The organism is Thioalkalicoccus limnaeus (assembly GCF_041197575.1).
Taxonomy (GTDB): domain Bacteria; phylum Pseudomonadota; class Gammaproteobacteria; order Chromatiales; family Chromatiaceae; genus Thioalkalicoccus; species Thioalkalicoccus limnaeus.
On the sequence record NZ_JBDKXB010000008.1, the window covers coordinates 26730 to 44992 of the forward strand.

Consider the following 18263-nt stretch of genomic DNA (forward strand, 5'->3'; position numbering starts at 1 on the left):
CACGGGATCTCACAACCTGTCGGCTGCGTCGCCGAAAAAGGCGCGAATCCGGTCGAGATCCCGCGTACGGGTCATCGGCGGCAGGCTCGCGACGAAGATGCGGCCGTAGGAGCGAGTCACCAGACGCGGGTCACAGATGACCAGGAGCCCACGATCCGTGATATCGCGAATCAGCCGTCCTGCCCCCTGTTTCAGCGTGATCACCGCCTGCGGCAACTGCAATTCTCGGAAGGGGTTGCCACCCCTGCGGCGCAATGACTCGATGCGCGCCGCGAGCACCGGATCTCCGGGGGCGGCGAACGGGAGCCTGTCGATGATCACGCAGGACAGGGCCTCGCCGCGGACATCAACCCCTTCCCAGAAGCTGGCACTGCCGAGCAGGACAGCATTGCCCAAGGCGCGAAAACGCGCCACCAATTCGGCGCGCGGCGCACTACCTTGCATCAGAACGGGAAACGGCAGGCGGGATTCGAGCTCATTGGCGGCTTCGCGCAAGGCCCGGTGACTGGTGAATAGGATAAAGGCCCGGCCGCGACTGAACGACAGGAGTCGGACCGCGAGGTCGACGACCGCCCCCGTGTAAGACGGTGCAGCCGGATCCGGCAGACCATCCGGTACGTACCAGAGGGCCTGGCGCGGGTAATCGAAAGGGCTGTTCCAACGCGCCGTGCGGGCCTCGGGGATACCCAGGCGGCGCTGAAAATGGCCGAAGTCGTCACCGACCGCGAGGGTCGCCGACGTGAATATCCAAGCGATCCGACGGCGTGCGAATTGCGCCTGAAAGAGGGAGGCGACCTCCATCGGGGTTTGGTGCAAACGCCAACCACGAGTCGTGGTTTCGAACCAGCGGATGTTTTCGTCCCCGCCAAGGGTGATCTCTGACAGCCGCTCCAGGATCTCGGCGACCCGGGCTCGATCATGGTCGAGGGCCTTATCCCGGCCAGCGAGGGCCTCGAGCAGGACGGACAGCGACGCCAGTTGCTCCTTAAGCCCTGTCAGCGTCGCAACAGCCGACGCATCCGCGTGGATTTCCGACCAGGGACCACGCCGCTCCGAATCGCCGAGGGCCAGGCGCATGGCCTGCACAGCTTCGCGCAAGGCCGCGATCTCGTCGAGCAACGCGGGCAGATCGCCGGCGCCGCGGCGGTAATCCCGCTCGATATCACGGGCCAGATCCGAGATCTGCCGGGCGCTGACGGATGAACCGAAGAAGGCGCTGGCGATCTCGGGCAGTTGATGGGCCTCATCGATGATGAAACAGTCGGCACCAGGGAGGATCTCGCCGAACCCCTCGTCGCGCAGGGACAGATCTGCGCACAGCAGGTGGTGGTTGATGACGACGAGGTCGGCTTGCTGGGCACGCCGCCGCGCCTCGACCAGATAACAGTCCGACCATTGTGGACAGCCCTGGCCGAGACAGGTATCGCGGGTCGAGGTGACCAATGGCCATACCGCGGCCTCCTCTGGAATCGGCAACTCGGCAATGTCGCCACGTCGAGTCACGGCCGCCCAGTCACGGACCTGGTCCCAGTGGGTCCGGAGCGCAGGATCGAGCAACAGGGCATCCTGTGCCAGCGCGGTGAAACGATAGCGGCACAGGTAGTTCGCGCGGCCCTTGAGCAGGGCGACAGCGAGGGGTCGCCGAAGCAAGGACCGGATACGCGGCAGGTCTTGATGAAAGAGCTGGTCTTGCAGGTTGCGCGTGTGAGTCGAGATCAATACCTTGCGACCGGACAACAGTGCCGGGACCAGATAGGCGAAGGTCTTTCCGGTACCGGTGCCCGCCTCGCAGATCAGGATCCCACCGTCGGCGATGGTCTCGGCGACGGCCGTCGCCATCGCCAACTGTTGGGGCCGGTGGCCGAAGCCGTCGATTCGACTCCCAAGCAGGCCGTCGGAGCCGAAAAAACCATTGAGTTCATCCTCCATGATCGATCACTCGATGGTGATGGTCTGGGCCGTGCGAGCACGGGGAGCAGGTCATCCTGGCCTGATGTCACGCATCAGCCACCCCGCGCCCGGCGCTCGGCCTCGGCCGCACCTTCGGCATCGCCGGCCGTCCGCCGTGCCACGCCTATCATCGCCCAATTGTCCTGCTGCAACTGCGGTTGGTCGCCAGCCAGCGTATTCGAACGCGCCGCCAGATTACCGGCCTGGCTGACCAAACCCTGCTCGAGACGGACCCTCGCGAGGCGATTCCACAAGTAGGCCGACTGCGGGGCGATCCGCAGCGCTCGCTCCAGCGAAGCCGCGGCACCAGCATAATCACCGGCCTGGCGCTGACTCTCTGCTTGGCGCCGGAGCGAATCGGCCGCCGCCGGAAGACCGGTCCCTGCGGCCAAATCGGACCCTTGGGGCGCGGCCATCGCAAGGGACGGCCCTTCGGTGGCGGCGCGATCCGATGATGTCCGGTCCGGCACGGTCGGAGCCTCCGGGGCCGGCCCTTCGGCGGTCGGGCTCGGCGGATGGTAGGCGAAGGTCTCAACGGGTTGGGCTGGCGGCGCGGCCGGAGCCGGAGGCACTGCAGCACCCGGCGCTGGCCCCGTTGGCGCGCTGACGATCGGCGCTGGCGGGCCGGTCCGTGTCGGGGCCGCACAGGCCGCCAACCCAATGACGATCACACAAACGATCAGGCTACGGAGCATGATTCAACCTCAAAAACCAGGGAGGAAGAAGTTATCGCCGCGGTCGGCCCGACGCGAGGATCGCGTCGCCGCCGAACCATCATCGGCTGCTGACGGTGGCGATTCGGCCACCGCAGCCGTTTCATCGTCCGGCCCACCCTGGGGTCGGTGGCGCCCGCAGGACATCCTGGTGCTACCCTGTTTGAACGGGACCATCATCGTACGGCCGCACACGACCTGCACCAACTGAATGCCCTCCGGAGCAAAATCCGGCAAGGGCTCGTTGTCGATCCGCGTCATGACGTCGCCCCACAGCACGAGGGCACCGCTGCCACCGGTGTAACCGGCCGGTTGGTTATCGTCCCGGCCAACCCAGACTACGGCGACCTTGTCACCACTGAAGCCGGCGAACCAACTATCGCGCAGGCCATCGGTCGTGCCCGTCTTGCCTGCCATCGTCAAGCCGGCGGGCAGACGCTGCGACAGCGAACGGGCCGTCCCCTGCTCGATGACCTTGCGCATCGCCCAAGTCGTCAGGTAAACCGCTTGCGGATCGGCCACCGCCTCGACCGCGAGCGGATAACGATTCAAAGGGCGCCCCTCGGCATCAACGACCTCGCGAATCGCCCGCAGCGGGGAGCGAAAGCCGCCGTTCGCCAGCGTATGGTAAGCCTGAGCCACCTCGAGCGGCGTCAGCGAAACGGATCCCAGGAGCACCGCTGGCACCACGGGAAAACTTCGAGCCACACCGAGGTTCGCGAGGGTCCGCGCGACCTCGCGCACACCCAGGTCGAGGCCGAGATTCACGGTGGCCAGGTTCAACGACCGCGCCAATGCGTCATAAAGCTCGACCGATCCGTAGACCTTGCGGTCGAAATTCTTTGGTTCCCACCGTTTGCCGTCCCCGGCGATCAGGCTCACCGGCCGATCGGACAGCGTCGACACCAGCGTGTAGCGCTCCGGTCGCGACAGGGCATCGAGATAGATCGCGGGCTTGACCAAAGACCCGATCGGACGCACCGCGTCCAAGGCCCGATTGAAACCCGCGAAGGACGGATCGCGACCTCCCACCATCGCCAAGACCTCGGCCTGAAAAACGGAGGTCACGACGGCCGCGGTCTCGAGCGTGCCGACCGGGAAGCTGCGTCCGCGATCGAGCGCCGGCATGCGTTCCCGGGTCGCGGACTCGAGCTCCGATTGGATCACCGGGTCCAGCGTCGTGAAGATGTTGAGACCCTCGGAGCGCAGATCCTCGTCGCGATAATCGCGTTGCAGTTGCCGGCGCACCAATTGCAGAAAGGCGGGATAATCGCCCGTTGGCCGCCCTCCCCCTTCGCGCAGCCCGAGCGTGGCCTGTTTGGCCTGATCGGCCTCGGCCCGGCTGATCACCCCGTACTCGGCCATCAACTCGATCACGAGGTTGCGTCGTTGCAGCGCCCGCTCGGGGAAGCGGCGCGGATCGTATCGGGACGGCCCCTGGATCAGTCCGACCAGCATGGCCGTCTCGGGGATACCTAGTTCGTCGAGTGAACTGTTGAAATAGAAGCGAGCCGCCAGACCGAACCCATGGATCGCACGGCTGCGATCCTGCCCCAAGAAAATCTCGTTGACGTATGCCTCGAGGATCTCGTCCTTGCTGTAGCGGCGTTCGAGCAATACCGCCATGTAGGCCTCTTTGAGCTTGCGCTCGAGGGTTCGGTCCTGGGTCAGGTAGAAATTCTTCACGAGTTGCTGGGTCAGGGTGCTGGCACCCTCGACGACCCCGCCGGCCTGAACGTTTCGCACGGCGGCGCGGATGATCGCCCGCAGGTCGAGCCCAAAATGCTCGTAAAAGCCGCGGTCCTCGACCACGAGCAGCGTTTGAACCAGCAGATCCGGCAAGTCCGCCCGCCGGACCAGGTTCCGATCCTCATTGTGCGTCGGGTAGATACTGGCGATCAGGGCCGCGTCGAGACGCGCCAAGGCGACATCCCGGCCATCGCCGGCATCGGCCAGTCGACTGATCTTTCCGTCGGCAAATCGAACGCTCAGGTAACGGTCTGCCTCCGCGCCATCCCAGAACCGGAAAGGACGGGTTCGGACCAGAATGCGGTCGTCACGCATCGCATAGGTCCCGGGGCGCTCGGGGGCCGCCACCGGACGGTAATGCAAACGATCCAGTTCAGCCCGGAGTTGCTCGGCCGTCAAGGGGCGCCCGACATAGAGCTCGAGCGGCTGCGCCCAGACGCGTGCCGGCAAGGCCCAGCGCTGCCCTTCGAACTTGTCGCGGACCAGGCTGTCCAGGTGAAGTCCGTAGACGGCCAGCGCGGCTCCGAGTCCAACGACGACCAGGAGCAACCAGCTCAGCAGCAAGGAACCGACGCGAAAGGGCCGCCGCCGGTTGCGCTTGGCCGTGGTGCGTGTCCGCCGCTTGGCACGGCTTGCCGGTTTTCTGGCCTTAGCCATCGTTCACCGTCCCGGCCTTGGGATCGACCCCAGCGTTTGCCGAATCACAACACACAACAGACATAGATGTTCCAAAACCCCGATCGATTCTCGTCCCGCCTATGGTCCCACCTGCCCGCCTGGACCACAACAACCGCGGGTCCGTTGAACGCGTCGAAACACGTCGATCAGGGATGGGATGCGGAGGCCAGCCTCTCCGCGGTACGGAGAGAAAACCTCGGTTGATCAGCTCCTTCGTAGACAGCCAGTGTCAGCTCTTGATGCCGACGCCACGCCGCAGCAGATAGAGACAGATGGCCGTCAATACCAGGATGAAACCGACGATGATGGCAAAGGCGGTGGCCAAGTCAATATCGCTGACGCCGAGTAAGCCATAACGAAAGGCGTTGATCATGTAAAGGATCGGGTTGACCAACGATACCGATTGCCAGAAGCTCGGTAGCAGTTCGATCGAGTAGAAGACGCCGCCGAGGTAGGTCAAAGGCGTCAGCACGAAGGTCGGCACGACGGAGATATCATCGAAACTGTTGGCGAAGATCGCATTGATGAACCCACCTAGCGAGAACAGGACGGCCGTCAGCACGAATACGAGGAAGGTGAGCGCGAGGTTGTGTACCCGCAGATCCGTAAACAGCAGGGCGACCAGAATCACCGCCCCACCGACGAGCAGTCCGCGCGCGACGCCTCCGGCGACGTAACCGGCGAGAATGACCCAGTTCGGTGTCGGCGAGACCAAGAGTTCCTCGATATAACGGGAAAACTTGCTACTGTAAAAAGACGAAACCACGTTGGCATAGCTGTTCGTGATGACGGCCATCAGCACCAGCCCAGGTACGATGAAGTCCAGATAGTCGTAGCCGCCCATCGGCCCGATCCGCTCCCCGATGAGCCGGCCGAAGATGACGAAATAGAGCCCTGTCGTGATCACCGACGGCAGTACTGTCTGGACCCAGATGCGCGAAAAGCGCAAGACTTCCTTGACCAGGATGGTCGTCAATGTCACCCGATAGCGGGTCCAGCGGTTCATGAAGACCCGGGGCCCGCGTGACGGGCCTCGACCATGTCGAGAAACAGGCGCTCGAGGCGATTCTGCTTATTGCGCAGACTGATCACCTCTATCCCGTGGCGCGACAGGGCCTCGAACAACCCGTTGATCGTGTGTTCACGCGACACCTCGACCTCGAGCGTCCCATCATCGATGTGTTCGAAGACGAAACCGCCAAGCTGCGGAAGCTCGGCGAGGCGCCCTTTGATGTTCAGCACGAAGGTCTCGGTCCGCAGTCGATTGAGCATTGCGCCCATCTCGGCTTCATCCGTGACCTGACCATGGTTGATGATCGCAATGTTGCGGCACAGGCTCTCCGCCTCCTCGAGGTAGTGCGTGGTCAGGATGATCGTGGTCCCCTCTCGGTTGAGTTGCCTGAGAAAACCCCACATCGAACGGCGGATTTCGATATCGACCCCGGCGGTCGGTTCGTCGAGGATCAAGAGACGCGGCCGATGAACCAGTGCCCGGGCGATCATCAGCCGCCGTTTCATGCCGCCGGACAGGCGGCGCATCTCGGTGTCGCGTCGATCCCAAAGATCGAGTTGGCGCAGATACCGTTCGGCATGCTGCCGTGCCTCGCGGCGCGAGATGCCATAGTAGCCGGCCTGATTCAACACCACCTCGATGACCGGCAGAAACAGGTTGAAATTGAACTCCTGCGGCACCAGTCCGAGACAGGCCTTGACGGCCTCCGGATCCCGATCCAGATCGTGACCGAAGACCTCGACAGTCCCCGCGGTCTTGTTCACCAGCGAGGTCACGATGCCGATCAAGGTCGATTTGCCGGCACCGTTCGGGCCCAGCAACGCAAAAAAATCGCCCTCCTCGACCGTCAGATCGACCCCTTTCAGGGCCTCCAAGCCACCAGGGTAGACCTTCGTCAAGCGGCGGACAGCAAGCGCGGACATGGTCGTAAGGAACCTGTTGCGAGGCCAATCGCTCGCGGTGTGCTCAGAAGGCCGGGCCAAGGCCCGGCGCGGCCCGCGACAACCACAACACCGCGGCTTCCTCCTCGCGGCCGAGCTGGCCGGCACGCATCGCGACGACGCCATGATCGACACGCCAAGTGTGCGTGGCCGCTTCGCCATCGTCGCGCGCGGAGTCGGAGCCCTGCGGTGCGCCGATTCGTCGATGGAACGAGCGGACAAGGCGTTCGTGGTAGTTGCGTCGATAGTTGACCTTGACCGCATTGAGGCGGTCGCGATCGAAGAACAGGGTCAGACGATCAGCAGGAATCCCGTTGAAGGTGCCGATCCGCGCCGCGCACACGCGATTGCCTAACGGGTTGGCCAAGGCACCACAGTCGAGATCCAGGTCTGGATAGAGCCCGCGTAAGGCTTCCTCGGTGAGCTCCGGGTGCAACCGCTCCAGGGCCAGATTCAACTCGACACGGCCAAGCAGGGACAAGAGCACGGTGTCGGTCCGCCACTGGCCATCCTCGGTGAACACCAGCCAGAAAAACGGCCCGATCACGATCACGAGGAGCAGAAGCTTTTTGTACAGCGGATGGATTCGGTATCTCATACCCCAGCCATTCTAAGGGGACGCCAAAGGGTTGGCCATCGTCGATCGGAATCCACGCTGGTCTCCACCGGTCCCCTCCCGGAGAAAGCGCCTCGGAACAGAGACTTGGTATCCCTCGTTCGATGGGCCTGTGCGCAGCGGAGATGCCGTTTCGCATCAGGGTTTCCGCAGACAAAGGCGGGTCGCGATACGTGCAGAGACCTCAGGGTGGTGCCCGGGGCGGGACTCGAACCCGCATGGCCGAGGCCGAGGGATTTTAAGTCCCTTGCGTATACCAGTTTCGCCACCCGGGCTCAGCAGGACACTCATGCTAGGCTTGAGACGGAAGGCCGATCGGAAGGACCAGTGCTTGGTCTAGACACTCGCTGACAAGGCGATGGCCTGTAGAAAGGTGTGGAGGCTGAGCCCGGAATCGAACCGAGGTACACGGCTTTGCAGGCCGCTGCATAACCACTCTGCCACTCAGCCTTGAGGCGACCGATTATAGCAGTCGAAACGACTTTGTCACGTGCATGAAGCAGCGCAGAGGGATCCGGCGCCGGCGGCCTCAACGAGACGGCCAGCGCCTAGCGACCTCGTTACTGGGCCGGCCCCCAGCGGCCAGCCCGGCGCGGACCTGACCACTGCTCGAACATCTCACGCTGCTCCGGTGTCAGCACCTCGGCGATCCGCTCACGGGTCGCCGCCCGTTGCGCCAGCCGCTCGGCTTGCGCCTCCTCCAGGATGGACCCGACCTCGTGCTTCTGATCCTCGGATAGGTTCAACCGAAACGCGATCCGATCCAGCCTCACCGCGGCCATTTGTTGGGGATCCATTGACCGATCCATCCATCGCCCCCGCTTGGGAGGCCCATAATAACAGTCACCGGCACCCATTTGCGGTCCGGGTCCCCAGCCAGCCGGCTGAGCCAGCGTCGCGGCACTCATGACCAGACCGAGGGTCAGCGCCACCAGGGCGTATCGCATCGTTGACGTCATTTCATCTACTCCTGCGGTTAGTGGGCGCCATATCGCCCGACGATTTCAGCATAGGGCGCCATCGTGCAGATCCGGTGGAGCAACAGCGCAAGAACGGTGGAAGCCGTCTGATCGCGGTTCTCGCATGCGGCCGGGGTCGCCGTTGCGTCGGGCACACAGCGACGATCAGCGGTCGCCGGCCGAGATCGTTCATTGCTATTACAAATTGTCACTATTGTTTTCATGGTCGATTGGTATAATGCGCGCTTTTCGGTCGCGCCGAGGATCCTCGGCGCCAGGTTTACAAGACAAGGAACAGCGATGACTAACAAGCCCGACATCGACCCGCGCGAGACACAGGAGTGGCTCGACGCGCTGGAGGCCGTGCTGGAGCACGAAGGTGTGGAACGCGCGCATTACCTGCTCGAGCAACTGATCGACAAGGCCCGGCGTTCCGGCGCCTATCTGCCCTACCGCGCAAATACCGCCTACCTGAACACCATCCCGGTTCAACATCAACCGCACCTGCCCGGTGACCGCGCGATGGAGCGTCGGATCCGCTCCATCGTGCGATGGAACGCGATGGCGATGGTGGTGCAGGCCAACCGACTCTCGACCGAGCTCGGCGGACACATCGCGAGCTTCGCCTCGGTCGCTACCCTGTTCGATGTCGGTTACAACCATTTTTTTCGCGCTCGTTCCAAAGACCACGGCGGGGATCTCGTCTTCATCCAAGGGCATTCGGCTCCCGGGATTTACGCCCGGGCCTTTATCGAAGGTCGATTAAGCGAGGAGCAGCTGTACCATTTTCGTCAGGAGGTCGAGGGCCAGGGTCTATCGTCCTATCCGCATCCCTGGCTGATGCCTGATTTCTGGCAGTTTCCGACCGTCTCCATGGGCTTGGGGCCATTGATGGCCATCTATCAGGCCCGCTTCATGCGCTATCTGCAGGACCGTGGCCTCGTCAACACCCAGGACCGAAAGGTCTGGGCCTTCCTCGGCGACGGCGAGATGGACGAACCGGAGTCGCTCGGCGCGATTTCGCTGGCCGCGCGCGAACGGCTCGATAACCTGATCTTCGTCGTCAACTGCAACTTGCAGCGCCTCGATGGCCCGGTTCGTGGCAACGGAAAGATCATCCAAGAATTGGAAGCCGTCTTTCGCGGTGCCGGCTGGAACGTGATCAAGGTCGTCTGGGGCAGCTATTGGGACCCGCTGCTGGCCCGCGACAAGCAGGGCTTGCTGTTGAAACGCATGGAAGAGTGCGTCGACGGCGACTATCAGACCTACAAGGCCCGCGGCGGTCGCTACACGCGCGAACATTTCTTCGGCAAGTATCCCGAACTGGCCGACATGGTCGCCAACATGAGCGACGAGGACATCTGGCGCCTGAATCGCGGTGGGCATGACCCGGTCAAGATCTTTGCCGCTTATGCCGCCGCGACGGCTCACCGCGGTCAACCGACGGTGATCCTGGCGAAGACCGTCAAGGGTTACGGCATGGGCGTCGCTGGCGAGGGCATGAACATCACCCACTCCCAGAAGAAGATGGGCGAGGCAGCGCTGAAGGCCTTTCGCGACCGTTTCAACATCCCGATCTCCGACGATCAGATCGCCGCGGCCCCTTTCTACAAGCCACCGGTCGATAGCCCCGAGAGCCGCTACCTGCACGAACGCCGGGCGGCGCTTGGTGGGTATCTGCCGGCCCGCTGCGACGAGGCGCCACCCTTGACCATTCCCGGCCTCGAGATCTTCGCACCTCTGCTCGAAGGGGGCGGTGACAAGGAGATGTCGACGACGATGGCGCTGGTCCGGCTGCTGACGCTGATCCTGCGCGATAAGACGATCGGGCCGCTGGTGGTGCCAATCGTCCCGGATGAGGCACGCACCTTCGGCATGGAGGGCTTGTTTCGCCAGCTCGGCATCTATTCGTCGGTCGGCCAGCTCTATGAGCCGGTCGATTCCGACCAGCTCATGTACTACCGGGAGGACAAGAAGGGCCAGATCCTTCAGGAGGGCATCAACGAGGCCGGCGCGATCTCGTCCTGGATCGCGGCGGCCACCGCTTACGCGAATCACGGCCAGGCGATGATCCCCTTCTATGTTTACTATTCGATGTTCGGCTTCCAGCGCGTCGGCGATCTGATCTGGGCGGCCGGCGACATGCGCGCGCGTGGCTTCCTGATCGGCGGCACGGCCGGGCGCACGACCCTCGCCGGCGAAGGCCTGCAACACCAGGACGGCCACAGCCACATCGTCGCCGCCACCATCCCCAACTGCCGTGCCTACGACCCGGCCTTCGCCTACGAACTGGCCGTGATCGTACAGGATGGCCTGCGGCGCATGTATCAGGACAAGGAGAGTTGCTTCTACTACATCACGACGATGAACGAGAACTATGCCCAGCCTGCGATGCCGGAAGGCATCGTGGCCGGCATCCTGCAGGGGATGTATCGACTGCGTACCGGTGCCGAGGGGGCAACCCGCGTGCAACTGCTTGGTTCCGGGGCGATCCTGCGCGAGGCCTTGGCGGCCGCGGAGTTACTGGAAAGGGATTTCGAGGTCGCCGCCGACGTCTGGAGCGTCACCAGCTTCAACGAACTGCGTCGCGAGGGGCTCGATGTAGAGCGCTGGAATCGGCTGCATCCGGATGAGCCGCCACGTGCGAGCTTCGTCGAGACCCAGCTTGCCGACACCGCGGGGCCCATCATTGCCGCGAGCGATTACCAACGGACCTACGCCGATCAGATTCGGCCCTTCGTCCCGCGTCGCTATTGCGTGCTCGGAACCGACGGTTTCGGCCGCAGCGACTTGCGGCGCCAACTGCGGCGCTTCTTCGAAGTCGACCGCCATTACATCGTGTTGACCGCGCTGAAGGCCCTGGCCGATGACGGACAGGTGCCGATCAGCACCGTGACCGCCGCACTCGACAAATACCGCATCGACCCGGAGAAACCCAATCCGGCAACGGTGTGATCGACCACGACGACAGATTCAGTGGCGAAGGAGGACCCCTTGGCAACCCTAGAAGAGATTCGACTCCCCGATATCGGGGATTTTTCGGCCGTACCCGTCATCGAGATCCTGGTGGCCCCAGGGGATCGCGTCGAGCCTGAGCAGTCCCTTTTGACGCTCGAGAGCGACAAGGCGACGATGGAGATCCCATCGCCTGCCGGCGGCTTGGTGCGGGAGTTGATGGTCAAGATCGGCGACGAGATCAGTGCCGGTGATCTGCTGCTCAGGCTCGAAACCGAGGGCGCGACGGACGGCACCGTGTCCGAGACCGAGCCCGAGCCCGAGCCCGAGCCCGAGTCGGACAGCGCGGTGGCGGCAGCAGCCGGGCCGCCCACGGAGACCGGCGACGCGGCTCCCGCCGCGGCGGTCTCATCGAAACCGGCCCCTGGCGACACGACGCGGCGACCGGCGCCCGTCCTGCCGCGGCCGGCCGATATGGCGGCGATCGCCCGCGGCCGCAAGCCTCATGCGAGTCCGACCGTGCGTCGCTTCGCGCGCGAATTGGGGGTCGACCTTGGCCTGATCAAAGGCACCGGAGCCAAGGGACGCATCCTCAAGGAGGACGTCCAGTCGTTCGTCAAAGACGCGCTGCAAAGAGGAACGCCCGGTACCACCGGCGGCCTGCCGTTTCAACTTCCCGCCGTACCGGCGGTCGACTTCAGCCGTTTCGGCCCGATCGAAGAGGTGCCGCTGCCACGCATCAAGCGCATCAGCGGGAGCCACCTGCATCGGGCTTGGCTTACGGTTCCGGCGGTGACGCAGTTCGACGAGGCCGACATCACCGAGCTCGAGGCCTTCCGCCGCAGCCACGCGAAGGAGCCTGCCGGCGATCGGCCCAAGCTGACGCTACTGCCCTTCCTGCTCAAGGCCGTAGCCGCCGCGCTGGTCGCCCACCCGCCGTTGAAGGCCTCGCTGACGGCCGACGGCGAGCGCCTGGTCCTGAAGCACTACACCCACATCGGCATCGCCGTCGACACGGCGGAGGGATTGCTGGTCCCGGTGATTCGCGATGTCGATCGCAAGGGGTTGCTCGATCTCGCTGGCGAGGTCGCCGACCTCAGCGCGAAAGCCCGCGCCGGCAAGCTGCTTCCGGGAGATATGCAGGGTGGGTGCTTCACGATCTCGAGCCTGGGCGGAATCGGTGGCACCGCCTTTACCCCGATCGTGAACCATCCAGAGGTCGCGATCCTCGGCGTTTCGCGGGCTGCGACGCGTCCGGTGTGGGACGGTGAGGCCTTCATCCCGCGCCAGATGCTGCCGCTCTCGCTCGCCTACGATCACCGCGTCGTCGACGGCGCCGACGGAGCGCGATTCACGCGCTATGTCGCCGACATGCTGGCCGATATCCGCCGGCTATTGCTCTAGCCACCGCAAGGACGTATCGGCATCACCAAGGACGGTACTGAAGTCCCGGAATCTGATCTCGGTCGAAGACTTGCGGGAGGCGCGCGACCAGGTCATCCATCTCGGCAAAGGACATGTGGCGACCGTACGAGGCCTTGGCCTCGTCGATCGGTAGTTCGATCCAAAAGGTACCCGCGCCGGGTTCGCATAGGATCTGAAGGATATTCTCCCGGGCATCGATGATCCCGAGATAATCGTCCTCGGATTGCAACCGCGGCAAGAGTTGCTCGCGGATCGCCCGGGCGCTCATCTCGACGGGACTGGCCGAGGAGAGCACCTCCTGGGAGCGGGAGAAATAATAAAAGACGCGATAATGCATGGACCGACCTGGTACCTTCGTCTCGCTGATGGCCGGGACGAGGAGTTGTGAGGTTCTGAAATCGCCGAGGTCGCGCACGGAACGAACCGCCGCGACGACCCCGGTCGGGTCGAGAACCCCTCATTCGGGGACCAGCGAACAGGACCCGGCCCCAGACCCGCCTTTCTACCCCAAACGAACCTCGCTCGGCAAATCTTCGTGGAAGGCCGTGTTTTGGCGCTCGGTCTCGGGGGGCAGGTTCGGGGTGGCGACAGACAGCGGGTCCATGAGGTCCGGCGCCCTGCCCGACTCACGGAGCGAGGCCCTGAAGGCTCGCAGGTGCCCGGACCCAAGAGAAGGCCGATCAGTACTTGACGGAACAACCGTAAGGTCGCGTGACCGGCTGGGTCACAGGCCGTTCTGCGGCCAGATCGGCCATCGCGAGTCGCACGAAGTTCTCGGCCCCGGCAACGTCGGCATGATCCGACGTGGGCCGGTCATCGATGGCCCCCTGATAGACCAGAATCCCATCGGCATCGATGATGAACATGTGCGGCGTCGTGCGGGCATTGTAGGCCCGCCCGATCGTTCCCGCCTCATCCAATAGGACGGCCGCCGGGGCCGCGTCTCGCGACTGGGTCAGGGCGTCCGCCTCCGCTGGGCTGACATGCCCTTGCTGCCCAGGCGCCGACGAGATCACCGACAACCAGATGTAGCCGGCTTCGGCCGCCTCGCGTTGCAGGGCCTGCATATTGCCGGTCTGATAGTGCTTGACGACGAACGGACAATCGTGATTGGTCCACTCCAGTATGACCGGCTTGCCCCGTAGATCGGCGAGACTCCAGGACTGGCCGGTGGAATCGAGCCCTTCGAAGTCCGGGGCCGGCTGGCCCACCTGGGGCCCGGCCAGTGCGGTTCCGGCGATCAGGGCGATCGCCAGCAGGCTGCTGCGAATACCGAGCGTCTTCAGCGAGGGTCGGTCGAAGCGGTTACGAGGCATCGTGATTCTCCTTCGGTTGGGATGAAACGGGGGTCAGTTCCGCGACGGTGTCGCGCACAAGGTTCTCGGTCAGGATCTGCGGCAGAACGCGCGGCTCGCCGCCGGGCGGATAGAAGACGTAGAGCGGCACCCCGTTGCGACCATATCGAGCCAGATAGGCCGTGATCGCGGGATCCTGATTGGTCCAATCCCCCTTCAGATACAGTACATTTTGATCCGCGAACAAGCCGGTGATGGCCGAACGATCCAGCGCCACCTGCTCGTTGACGAGGCAGGTGATGCACCAGGCAGCCGTCATGTTGACGAACACCGGCCGACCATCGGCCCGCGCCTGTGCGAGCCGTTCCTCCGAGAACGCGGCCGTGTCGACAGGGCCGCCATCGCGCGCGGCCGCCGCCGGTGTCGCCATCGACGGGCCGTTGCCGCCGGTCGCGACGCCGAGATAGAGCGCCAAACCGACCGCGGCGACACCCATGACGGCGCCGGCTGAACGCCAGCGTCCCGGTGTGTTGCGGGTCCGTTCCCAGAGCCACAGGGCGAAGGCCAACAAGAGCATCCCGGACAAGACCGCGGCGACGCCGCCCGGCCCCGTCTGGTGACTCAAGACCCAGACCAGCCAGATCGCAGCGCCGAACAGCGGAAAGGCCAACAATTGCTTCAGCGTCTCCATCCAGGCGCCCGGCCGCGGCAGTCGCCGAGCCAGACCAGGCACCAGGGCCAAGACCAGGAAGGGCAGAGCCAAGCCGAGACCGAGCGTCAGGATGACGAGCAACGCCAAGGGCCAGCTCAGCGTCACGGCGAACCCGAGGGCCGCACCCATGAAAGGCGCGGTGCACGGGGCCGCGACCAGGGCCGCCAAGGCACCGGTTCCGAATGCCCCGCCGGTGCCGGAGCCGAGCTGCGCCGACCCCAACCCCATCAGCCGAGCACCAAAGGTCGCCATACCCGCGAGCCCCAGTCCCAGCACCAAGAACAGATAGGCCATCAGCGCGACGAAAGGCGGGTATTGCAACTGAAAGCCCCAGCCAACCGCCTCGCCACCGGCGCGCAAGGCCAGCAAGAGCCCGGCCAGCGCACCGAAGAACACCAGGACGCCGAGGGTGTAAGCCAGTCCGTGAGCGACCCGTTCGCGCTTCGCCAAACCGTGCTGACCGAGGAGACTCATCGCCTTCATGGCCAGAACCGGAAACACGCAGGGCATCAGATTCAACAGCAGGCCGCCGACCAGCGCGAACAGGAGCGCCAGCGGCAGGCTCAGCGTGTCGGCACCGATCGGATCAGGTGCCACCGCGGGGCGGTCCCGGTTGGCGACGACCTCGAACGAGCGCGCCGCGCCATCCTGAGCGGCGACAACCAAGAGACCCGTCGCGCCGGCCTGCGACGCGAGGTCGCCGGGGGCCAGGTCGATCTCGACACGCCCGCCGGACAGTCGCCAGGACTGCTTGGCCGCATGGTCGATCAGCCCCCACTCGCCGGCGAAGAACCAGAGCCCCGCCGGGTTCGCAGGGAGGTCGTCCGCCGCCACCGACAGACGGAGCAGCCCGTCATCGTCTGCGTTGAGCCAACCAGCTACCTCGGCCTCGGGTAACGCCCGTCGGGCGTCGCGAAAGACATCCGCCCGATCGGCCTCGACGGCACCCTGTTCCGCGGCCGTCGCGAGCGTCACCGAGAACTCGCCGCGCTGCGGCAAGCAAGTCTCCTTGCAGACCAGCCAGTCGGCGGTGGCCGCGACCCGAACCGGCTCGCCGACGGGCCAATCGGCGGGCACCGATAGCGTCTGCAGGTGACTGACGCGGTCTTCGTAGCCGTAGTTCGCGAGCGGTCCCACCGGGATCCAGGTCGGGTACGGCCACTGGATCGATCCTACGACGACGCCTTCGGGCACCGACCATTGGACACGCAGCGGCTCCCCGGAATCACCGGGGTTGCGCCAGTAGGTGTGCCAACCCGGCCGGATGTCGAAGACCAAGGCCAGGTCGACACTCTGACCCGGCGCGACCTGGTCCCGCTCGGCGACGAGCTGCACCGTGACTTGGTCGGTGACCACCGGTGCGGCCGTCGCGTTGAACGCGCCGAACAGCGAGAGTGCCATCCAGAGGCCGACATAGCGGCCGTGCGACCAGACCTTTGAATGCATGTTCGCCGATTGCCCCTGCAAGCTGAGATTCAAGGTTCCACGGGATCGCCCGCCAAGGGTCCGCCTCGCCGCAACACGCTGCCCGCACCGTGATTCGTTCCGGGCTGAGCTTCACCCCACCAATGTCCCGAGCCATCGGATCGCGCTGCTGGGGACTTCAAACCCGCATCGCGAGCGATCGTCATCCGCCCACAAGGGCGTTCGACCGAATTCGACGAATAAGTTCGGTTTTGGCTTTGCGTGAAGCGCCAACATCGACCTCTGGGTCTTCGAGGCCGCGTTGGAATCGCAAGGCTGTGGCGGAAGATTACCCGTTGCCCCTGGCTGGATAGGTGGCCCGAGCCCCCGATACTGACACCAGGCAGCCGCCGCTTGACGGCCCGCCACTGGGCCGCGGCGCCGAACTGTTCTGCGCCCCGCCGTCGCTCAGTCCTCGTCCCGATCCACCGGCGGATCGATCTTCGGAGGTCCGACCTTCTTCTGGGCCACCAACTGGGCCGCCAGATGCCCTATGCCAACCATGAAGGCGACCAAGAAGAACAGGCCCAACAACGGCCAGCCTCCGACGGCGAACAGGAAGCCCAGCGGGGAAATCTGAATCATCCAGAGAGCAAAGCCGAACAGGATCCAGCGCCCCGCCAAGGTGGCGCAGTGGTCGCGGCACCAGACGGCCCGAGCCCGGCGCCCCTCTGGCCCGGTACCAGGGATCCGGCGCAGATGCCAAGGGGCCCAGAAATACGCAATCAGCGCGTGATGCAAAGGCAGATCGGATTTCGGAGTGGGAGGCATGGCGTTTCAGGGCTTGGAGAGCGGATATCTAGTCTACCGAATTCCCCGTGCGTTGCCGGCCCCCGCTAAAAGGTGCCGGCGCATGAGATCATCGAACTGACCGGTGGTCGCACGAATAGCGCAGCAATCTCTATGCAGCGCGCCGGTATCAAAGCGCTGCGAACCGACCCTGGCGTCCTCAGCAAGGTGATCGACAGCGGGGCCACCTACTGATTACACGACGTGGCAAACCGTTCGGGGTCGCCGCCGCCTTCGACGACGGCCTGCTCGATCTGGGATTCTGGAAGTGGATCGCCGTGCGTGCCTTGTAAGCCGGTTTAGTGGTTAGTTGCGAACGGCTACCGACTATCCACTTATCGCACGATGGATGGACGACGCGTCGATGTGGCTTCCCTGGCCCCGCATCGACGCCGATTGCCGTTTCGCGACGACCTAGTCGTGGATGCATCAAATGCGCTACTGCGCCAACGCGAGGTGTGATGCATGACACAGCCTGCCCGACGGCTCGCCAGCTACGAAGACCTGCTTGCCTTGCCAGAGGGCCTGGTCGGGGAGATTCTTTGCGGCATGCTCATGCCTACTCGGCGCTCGGCTATCTGATTAGGGGGCCGTTTGGAGGCGGCATTGGCGGGCCGGGCGGCTGGTGGATCATCGATGAGCCCGAACTCCACCTCGGCGCGGACATCCTGGTGCCGGATCTCGCCGGTTGGCGCCGCGAACGCCTGTCCAGGCTGCCGGAAACGGCTTGGTTCGAGCTGTCGCCGGACTGGGTCTGCGAGATCCTTTCGCCGGCCACCGCACGGACGGATCGGGCGATCAAGATGCCTCTCTTCGCTCGGGAAGGTGTCGCACATCTATGGCTCGTCGATCCAGATGCGCAAACCCTAGAGGCCTACGCGCTTCAGGACGGCCGCCGTTGGCTCTTGCTCGATACGCTCAAAGAGGACGATCGCATGTCCCAACCGCCATTCGAGTCAGTGACCTTTGCGCTCGACGCCTTATGGGCCTGATGGAGGGGATCGA

General features: G+C 64.4%; 13 protein-coding genes, 2 tRNA genes and 1 pseudogene. 3 read left to right on the forward strand and 13 right to left on the reverse strand.

The window, feature by feature from the left end; translation table 11 throughout:
• Positions 1-9 precede the first annotated feature (9 nt).
• From yoaA to ABC977_RS08370, 9 genes are all read right to left on the reverse strand, one after another.
• Positions 10-1929, reverse strand: a complete 1920-nt coding sequence (gene yoaA, locus ABC977_RS08330; RefSeq protein ID WP_369666788.1) for a DNA repair helicase YoaA — start codon at positions 1927-1929, stop codon at positions 10-12.
• 74 nt (positions 1930-2003) lie between these two features.
• Positions 2004-2645 (reverse strand): tetratricopeptide repeat protein, encoded by a 642-nt coding sequence (locus ABC977_RS08335; protein ID WP_369666789.1) that lies wholly within the window; start codon positions 2643-2645, stop codon positions 2004-2006.
• Positions 2646-2654: 9 nt separating this feature from the next.
• Positions 2655-5069 (reverse strand): penicillin-binding protein 1B, encoded by a 2415-nt coding sequence (gene mrcB, locus ABC977_RS08340; RefSeq protein ID WP_369666790.1) that lies wholly within the window; start codon positions 5067-5069, stop codon positions 2655-2657.
• A gap of 250 nt (positions 5070-5319) precedes the next feature.
• Positions 5320-6096: an ABC transporter permease gene (locus tag ABC977_RS08345; protein ID WP_369666791.1), complete on the reverse strand. Its 777-nt coding sequence runs from the start codon at positions 6094-6096 to the stop codon at positions 5320-5322.
• Positions 6093-7025: an ABC transporter ATP-binding protein gene (locus tag ABC977_RS08350; RefSeq protein WP_369666792.1), complete on the reverse strand. Its 933-nt coding sequence runs from the start codon at positions 7023-7025 to the stop codon at positions 6093-6095. Before ABC977_RS08350 ends, ABC977_RS08345 begins: the two co-directional genes overlap by 4 nt.
• A gap of 43 nt (positions 7026-7068) precedes the next feature.
• Positions 7069-7641: a hypothetical protein gene (locus tag ABC977_RS08355; RefSeq protein ID WP_369666793.1), complete on the reverse strand. Its 573-nt coding sequence runs from the start codon at positions 7639-7641 to the stop codon at positions 7069-7071.
• 208 nt (positions 7642-7849) lie between these two features.
• A tRNA-Leu gene (locus ABC977_RS08360) sits at positions 7850-7934 on the reverse strand.
• Between the two features lie 101 nt (positions 7935-8035).
• Positions 8036-8109: transfer RNA gene (locus tag ABC977_RS08365), tRNA-Cys, on the reverse strand.
• Between the two features lie 110 nt (positions 8110-8219).
• On the reverse strand, positions 8220-8456 hold the full coding sequence (locus ABC977_RS08370; protein WP_369666794.1) for a hypothetical protein: 237 nt from the start codon (positions 8454-8456) through the stop codon (positions 8220-8222).
• A 462-nt stretch (positions 8457-8918) separates the two neighbouring features.
• Here ABC977_RS08370 and aceE point away from each other — a divergent pair, with 462 nt between their 5' ends.
• A complete protein-coding gene (gene aceE / locus ABC977_RS08375) occupies positions 8919-11573 on the forward strand; it encodes a pyruvate dehydrogenase (acetyl-transferring), homodimeric type (protein WP_369666795.1) in 2655 nt (884 codons plus the stop codon).
• A 39-nt stretch (positions 11574-11612) separates the two neighbouring features.
• On the forward strand, positions 11613-12977 hold the full coding sequence (aceF, locus tag ABC977_RS08380; RefSeq protein ID WP_369666796.1) for a dihydrolipoyllysine-residue acetyltransferase: 1365 nt from the start codon (positions 11613-11615) through the stop codon (positions 12975-12977).
• Positions 12978-12999: 22 nt separating this feature from the next.
• Here aceF and ABC977_RS08385 read toward each other — a convergent pair whose 3' ends face one another.
• The 4 genes from ABC977_RS08385 to ABC977_RS08400 all read right to left on the reverse strand — a co-directional run bounded on the left by ABC977_RS08385 (position 13000) and on the right by ABC977_RS08400 (position 17240).
• Complete coding sequence (locus ABC977_RS08385; RefSeq protein ID WP_369666797.1) at positions 13000-13335, reverse strand: hypothetical protein; 336 nt, start codon at positions 13333-13335, stop codon at positions 13000-13002.
• A gap of 343 nt (positions 13336-13678) precedes the next feature.
• A complete protein-coding gene (locus ABC977_RS08390) occupies positions 13679-14314 on the reverse strand; it encodes a thioredoxin family protein (RefSeq protein WP_369666798.1) in 636 nt (211 codons plus the stop codon).
• The gene (locus tag ABC977_RS08395) at positions 14304-16451 is read right to left on the reverse strand and encodes a protein-disulfide reductase DsbD family protein (RefSeq protein ID WP_369666799.1); all 2148 of its coding nucleotides are present in this window, start codon (positions 16449-16451) and stop codon (positions 14304-14306) included. Before ABC977_RS08395 ends, ABC977_RS08390 begins: the two co-directional genes overlap by 11 nt.
• 426 nt (positions 16452-16877) lie before the next feature.
• Positions 16878-17240, reverse strand: a complete 363-nt coding sequence (locus ABC977_RS08400) for a hypothetical protein (protein ID WP_369666800.1) — start codon at positions 17238-17240, stop codon at positions 16878-16880.
• A 483-nt stretch (positions 17241-17723) separates the two neighbouring features.
• On the opposite strand from ABC977_RS08400, the pseudogene ABC977_RS08405 reads away from it, so the two are divergent.
• Positions 17724-18250: pseudogene (locus ABC977_RS08405) on the forward strand (Uma2 family endonuclease).
• Positions 18251-18263: the final 13 nt, after the last annotated feature.

Coding starts and splice junctions, on each gene's coding strand:
- yoaA (WP_369666788.1), bottom strand. CDS start 1,929: ATGGAGGATGAACTCAATGGTTTTTTCGGCTCCGACGGCCTGCTTGGG.
- ABC977_RS08335 (WP_369666789.1), bottom strand. CDS start 2,645: ATGCTCCGTAGCCTGATCGTTTGTGTGATCGTCATTGGGTTGGCGGCC.
- mrcB (WP_369666790.1), bottom strand. CDS start 5,069: ATGGCTAAGGCCAGAAAACCGGCAAGCCGTGCCAAGCGGCGGACACGC.
- ABC977_RS08345 (WP_369666791.1), bottom strand. CDS start 6,096: ATGAACCGCTGGACCCGCTATCGGGTGACATTGACGACCATCCTGGTC.
- ABC977_RS08350 (WP_369666792.1), bottom strand. CDS start 7,025: ATGTCCGCGCTTGCTGTCCGCCGCTTGACGAAGGTCTACCCTGGTGGC.
- ABC977_RS08355 (WP_369666793.1), bottom strand. CDS start 7,641: ATGAGATACCGAATCCATCCGCTGTACAAAAAGCTTCTGCTCCTCGTG.
- ABC977_RS08370 (WP_369666794.1), bottom strand. CDS start 8,456: ATGGATCCCCAACAAATGGCCGCGGTGAGGCTGGATCGGATCGCGTTT.
- aceE (WP_369666795.1), top strand. CDS start 8,919: ATGACTAACAAGCCCGACATCGACCCGCGCGAGACACAGGAGTGGCTC.
- ABC977_RS08385 (WP_369666797.1), bottom strand. CDS start 13,335: ATGCATTATCGCGTCTTTTATTATTTCTCCCGCTCCCAGGAGGTGCTC.
- ABC977_RS08390 (WP_369666798.1), bottom strand. CDS start 14,314: ATGCCTCGTAACCGCTTCGACCGACCCTCGCTGAAGACGCTCGGTATT.
- ABC977_RS08395 (WP_369666799.1), bottom strand. CDS start 16,451: ATGCATTCAAAGGTCTGGTCGCACGGCCGCTATGTCGGCCTCTGGATG.
- ABC977_RS08400 (WP_369666800.1), bottom strand. CDS start 17,240: ATGCCTCCCACTCCGAAATCCGATCTGCCTTTGCATCACGCGCTGATT.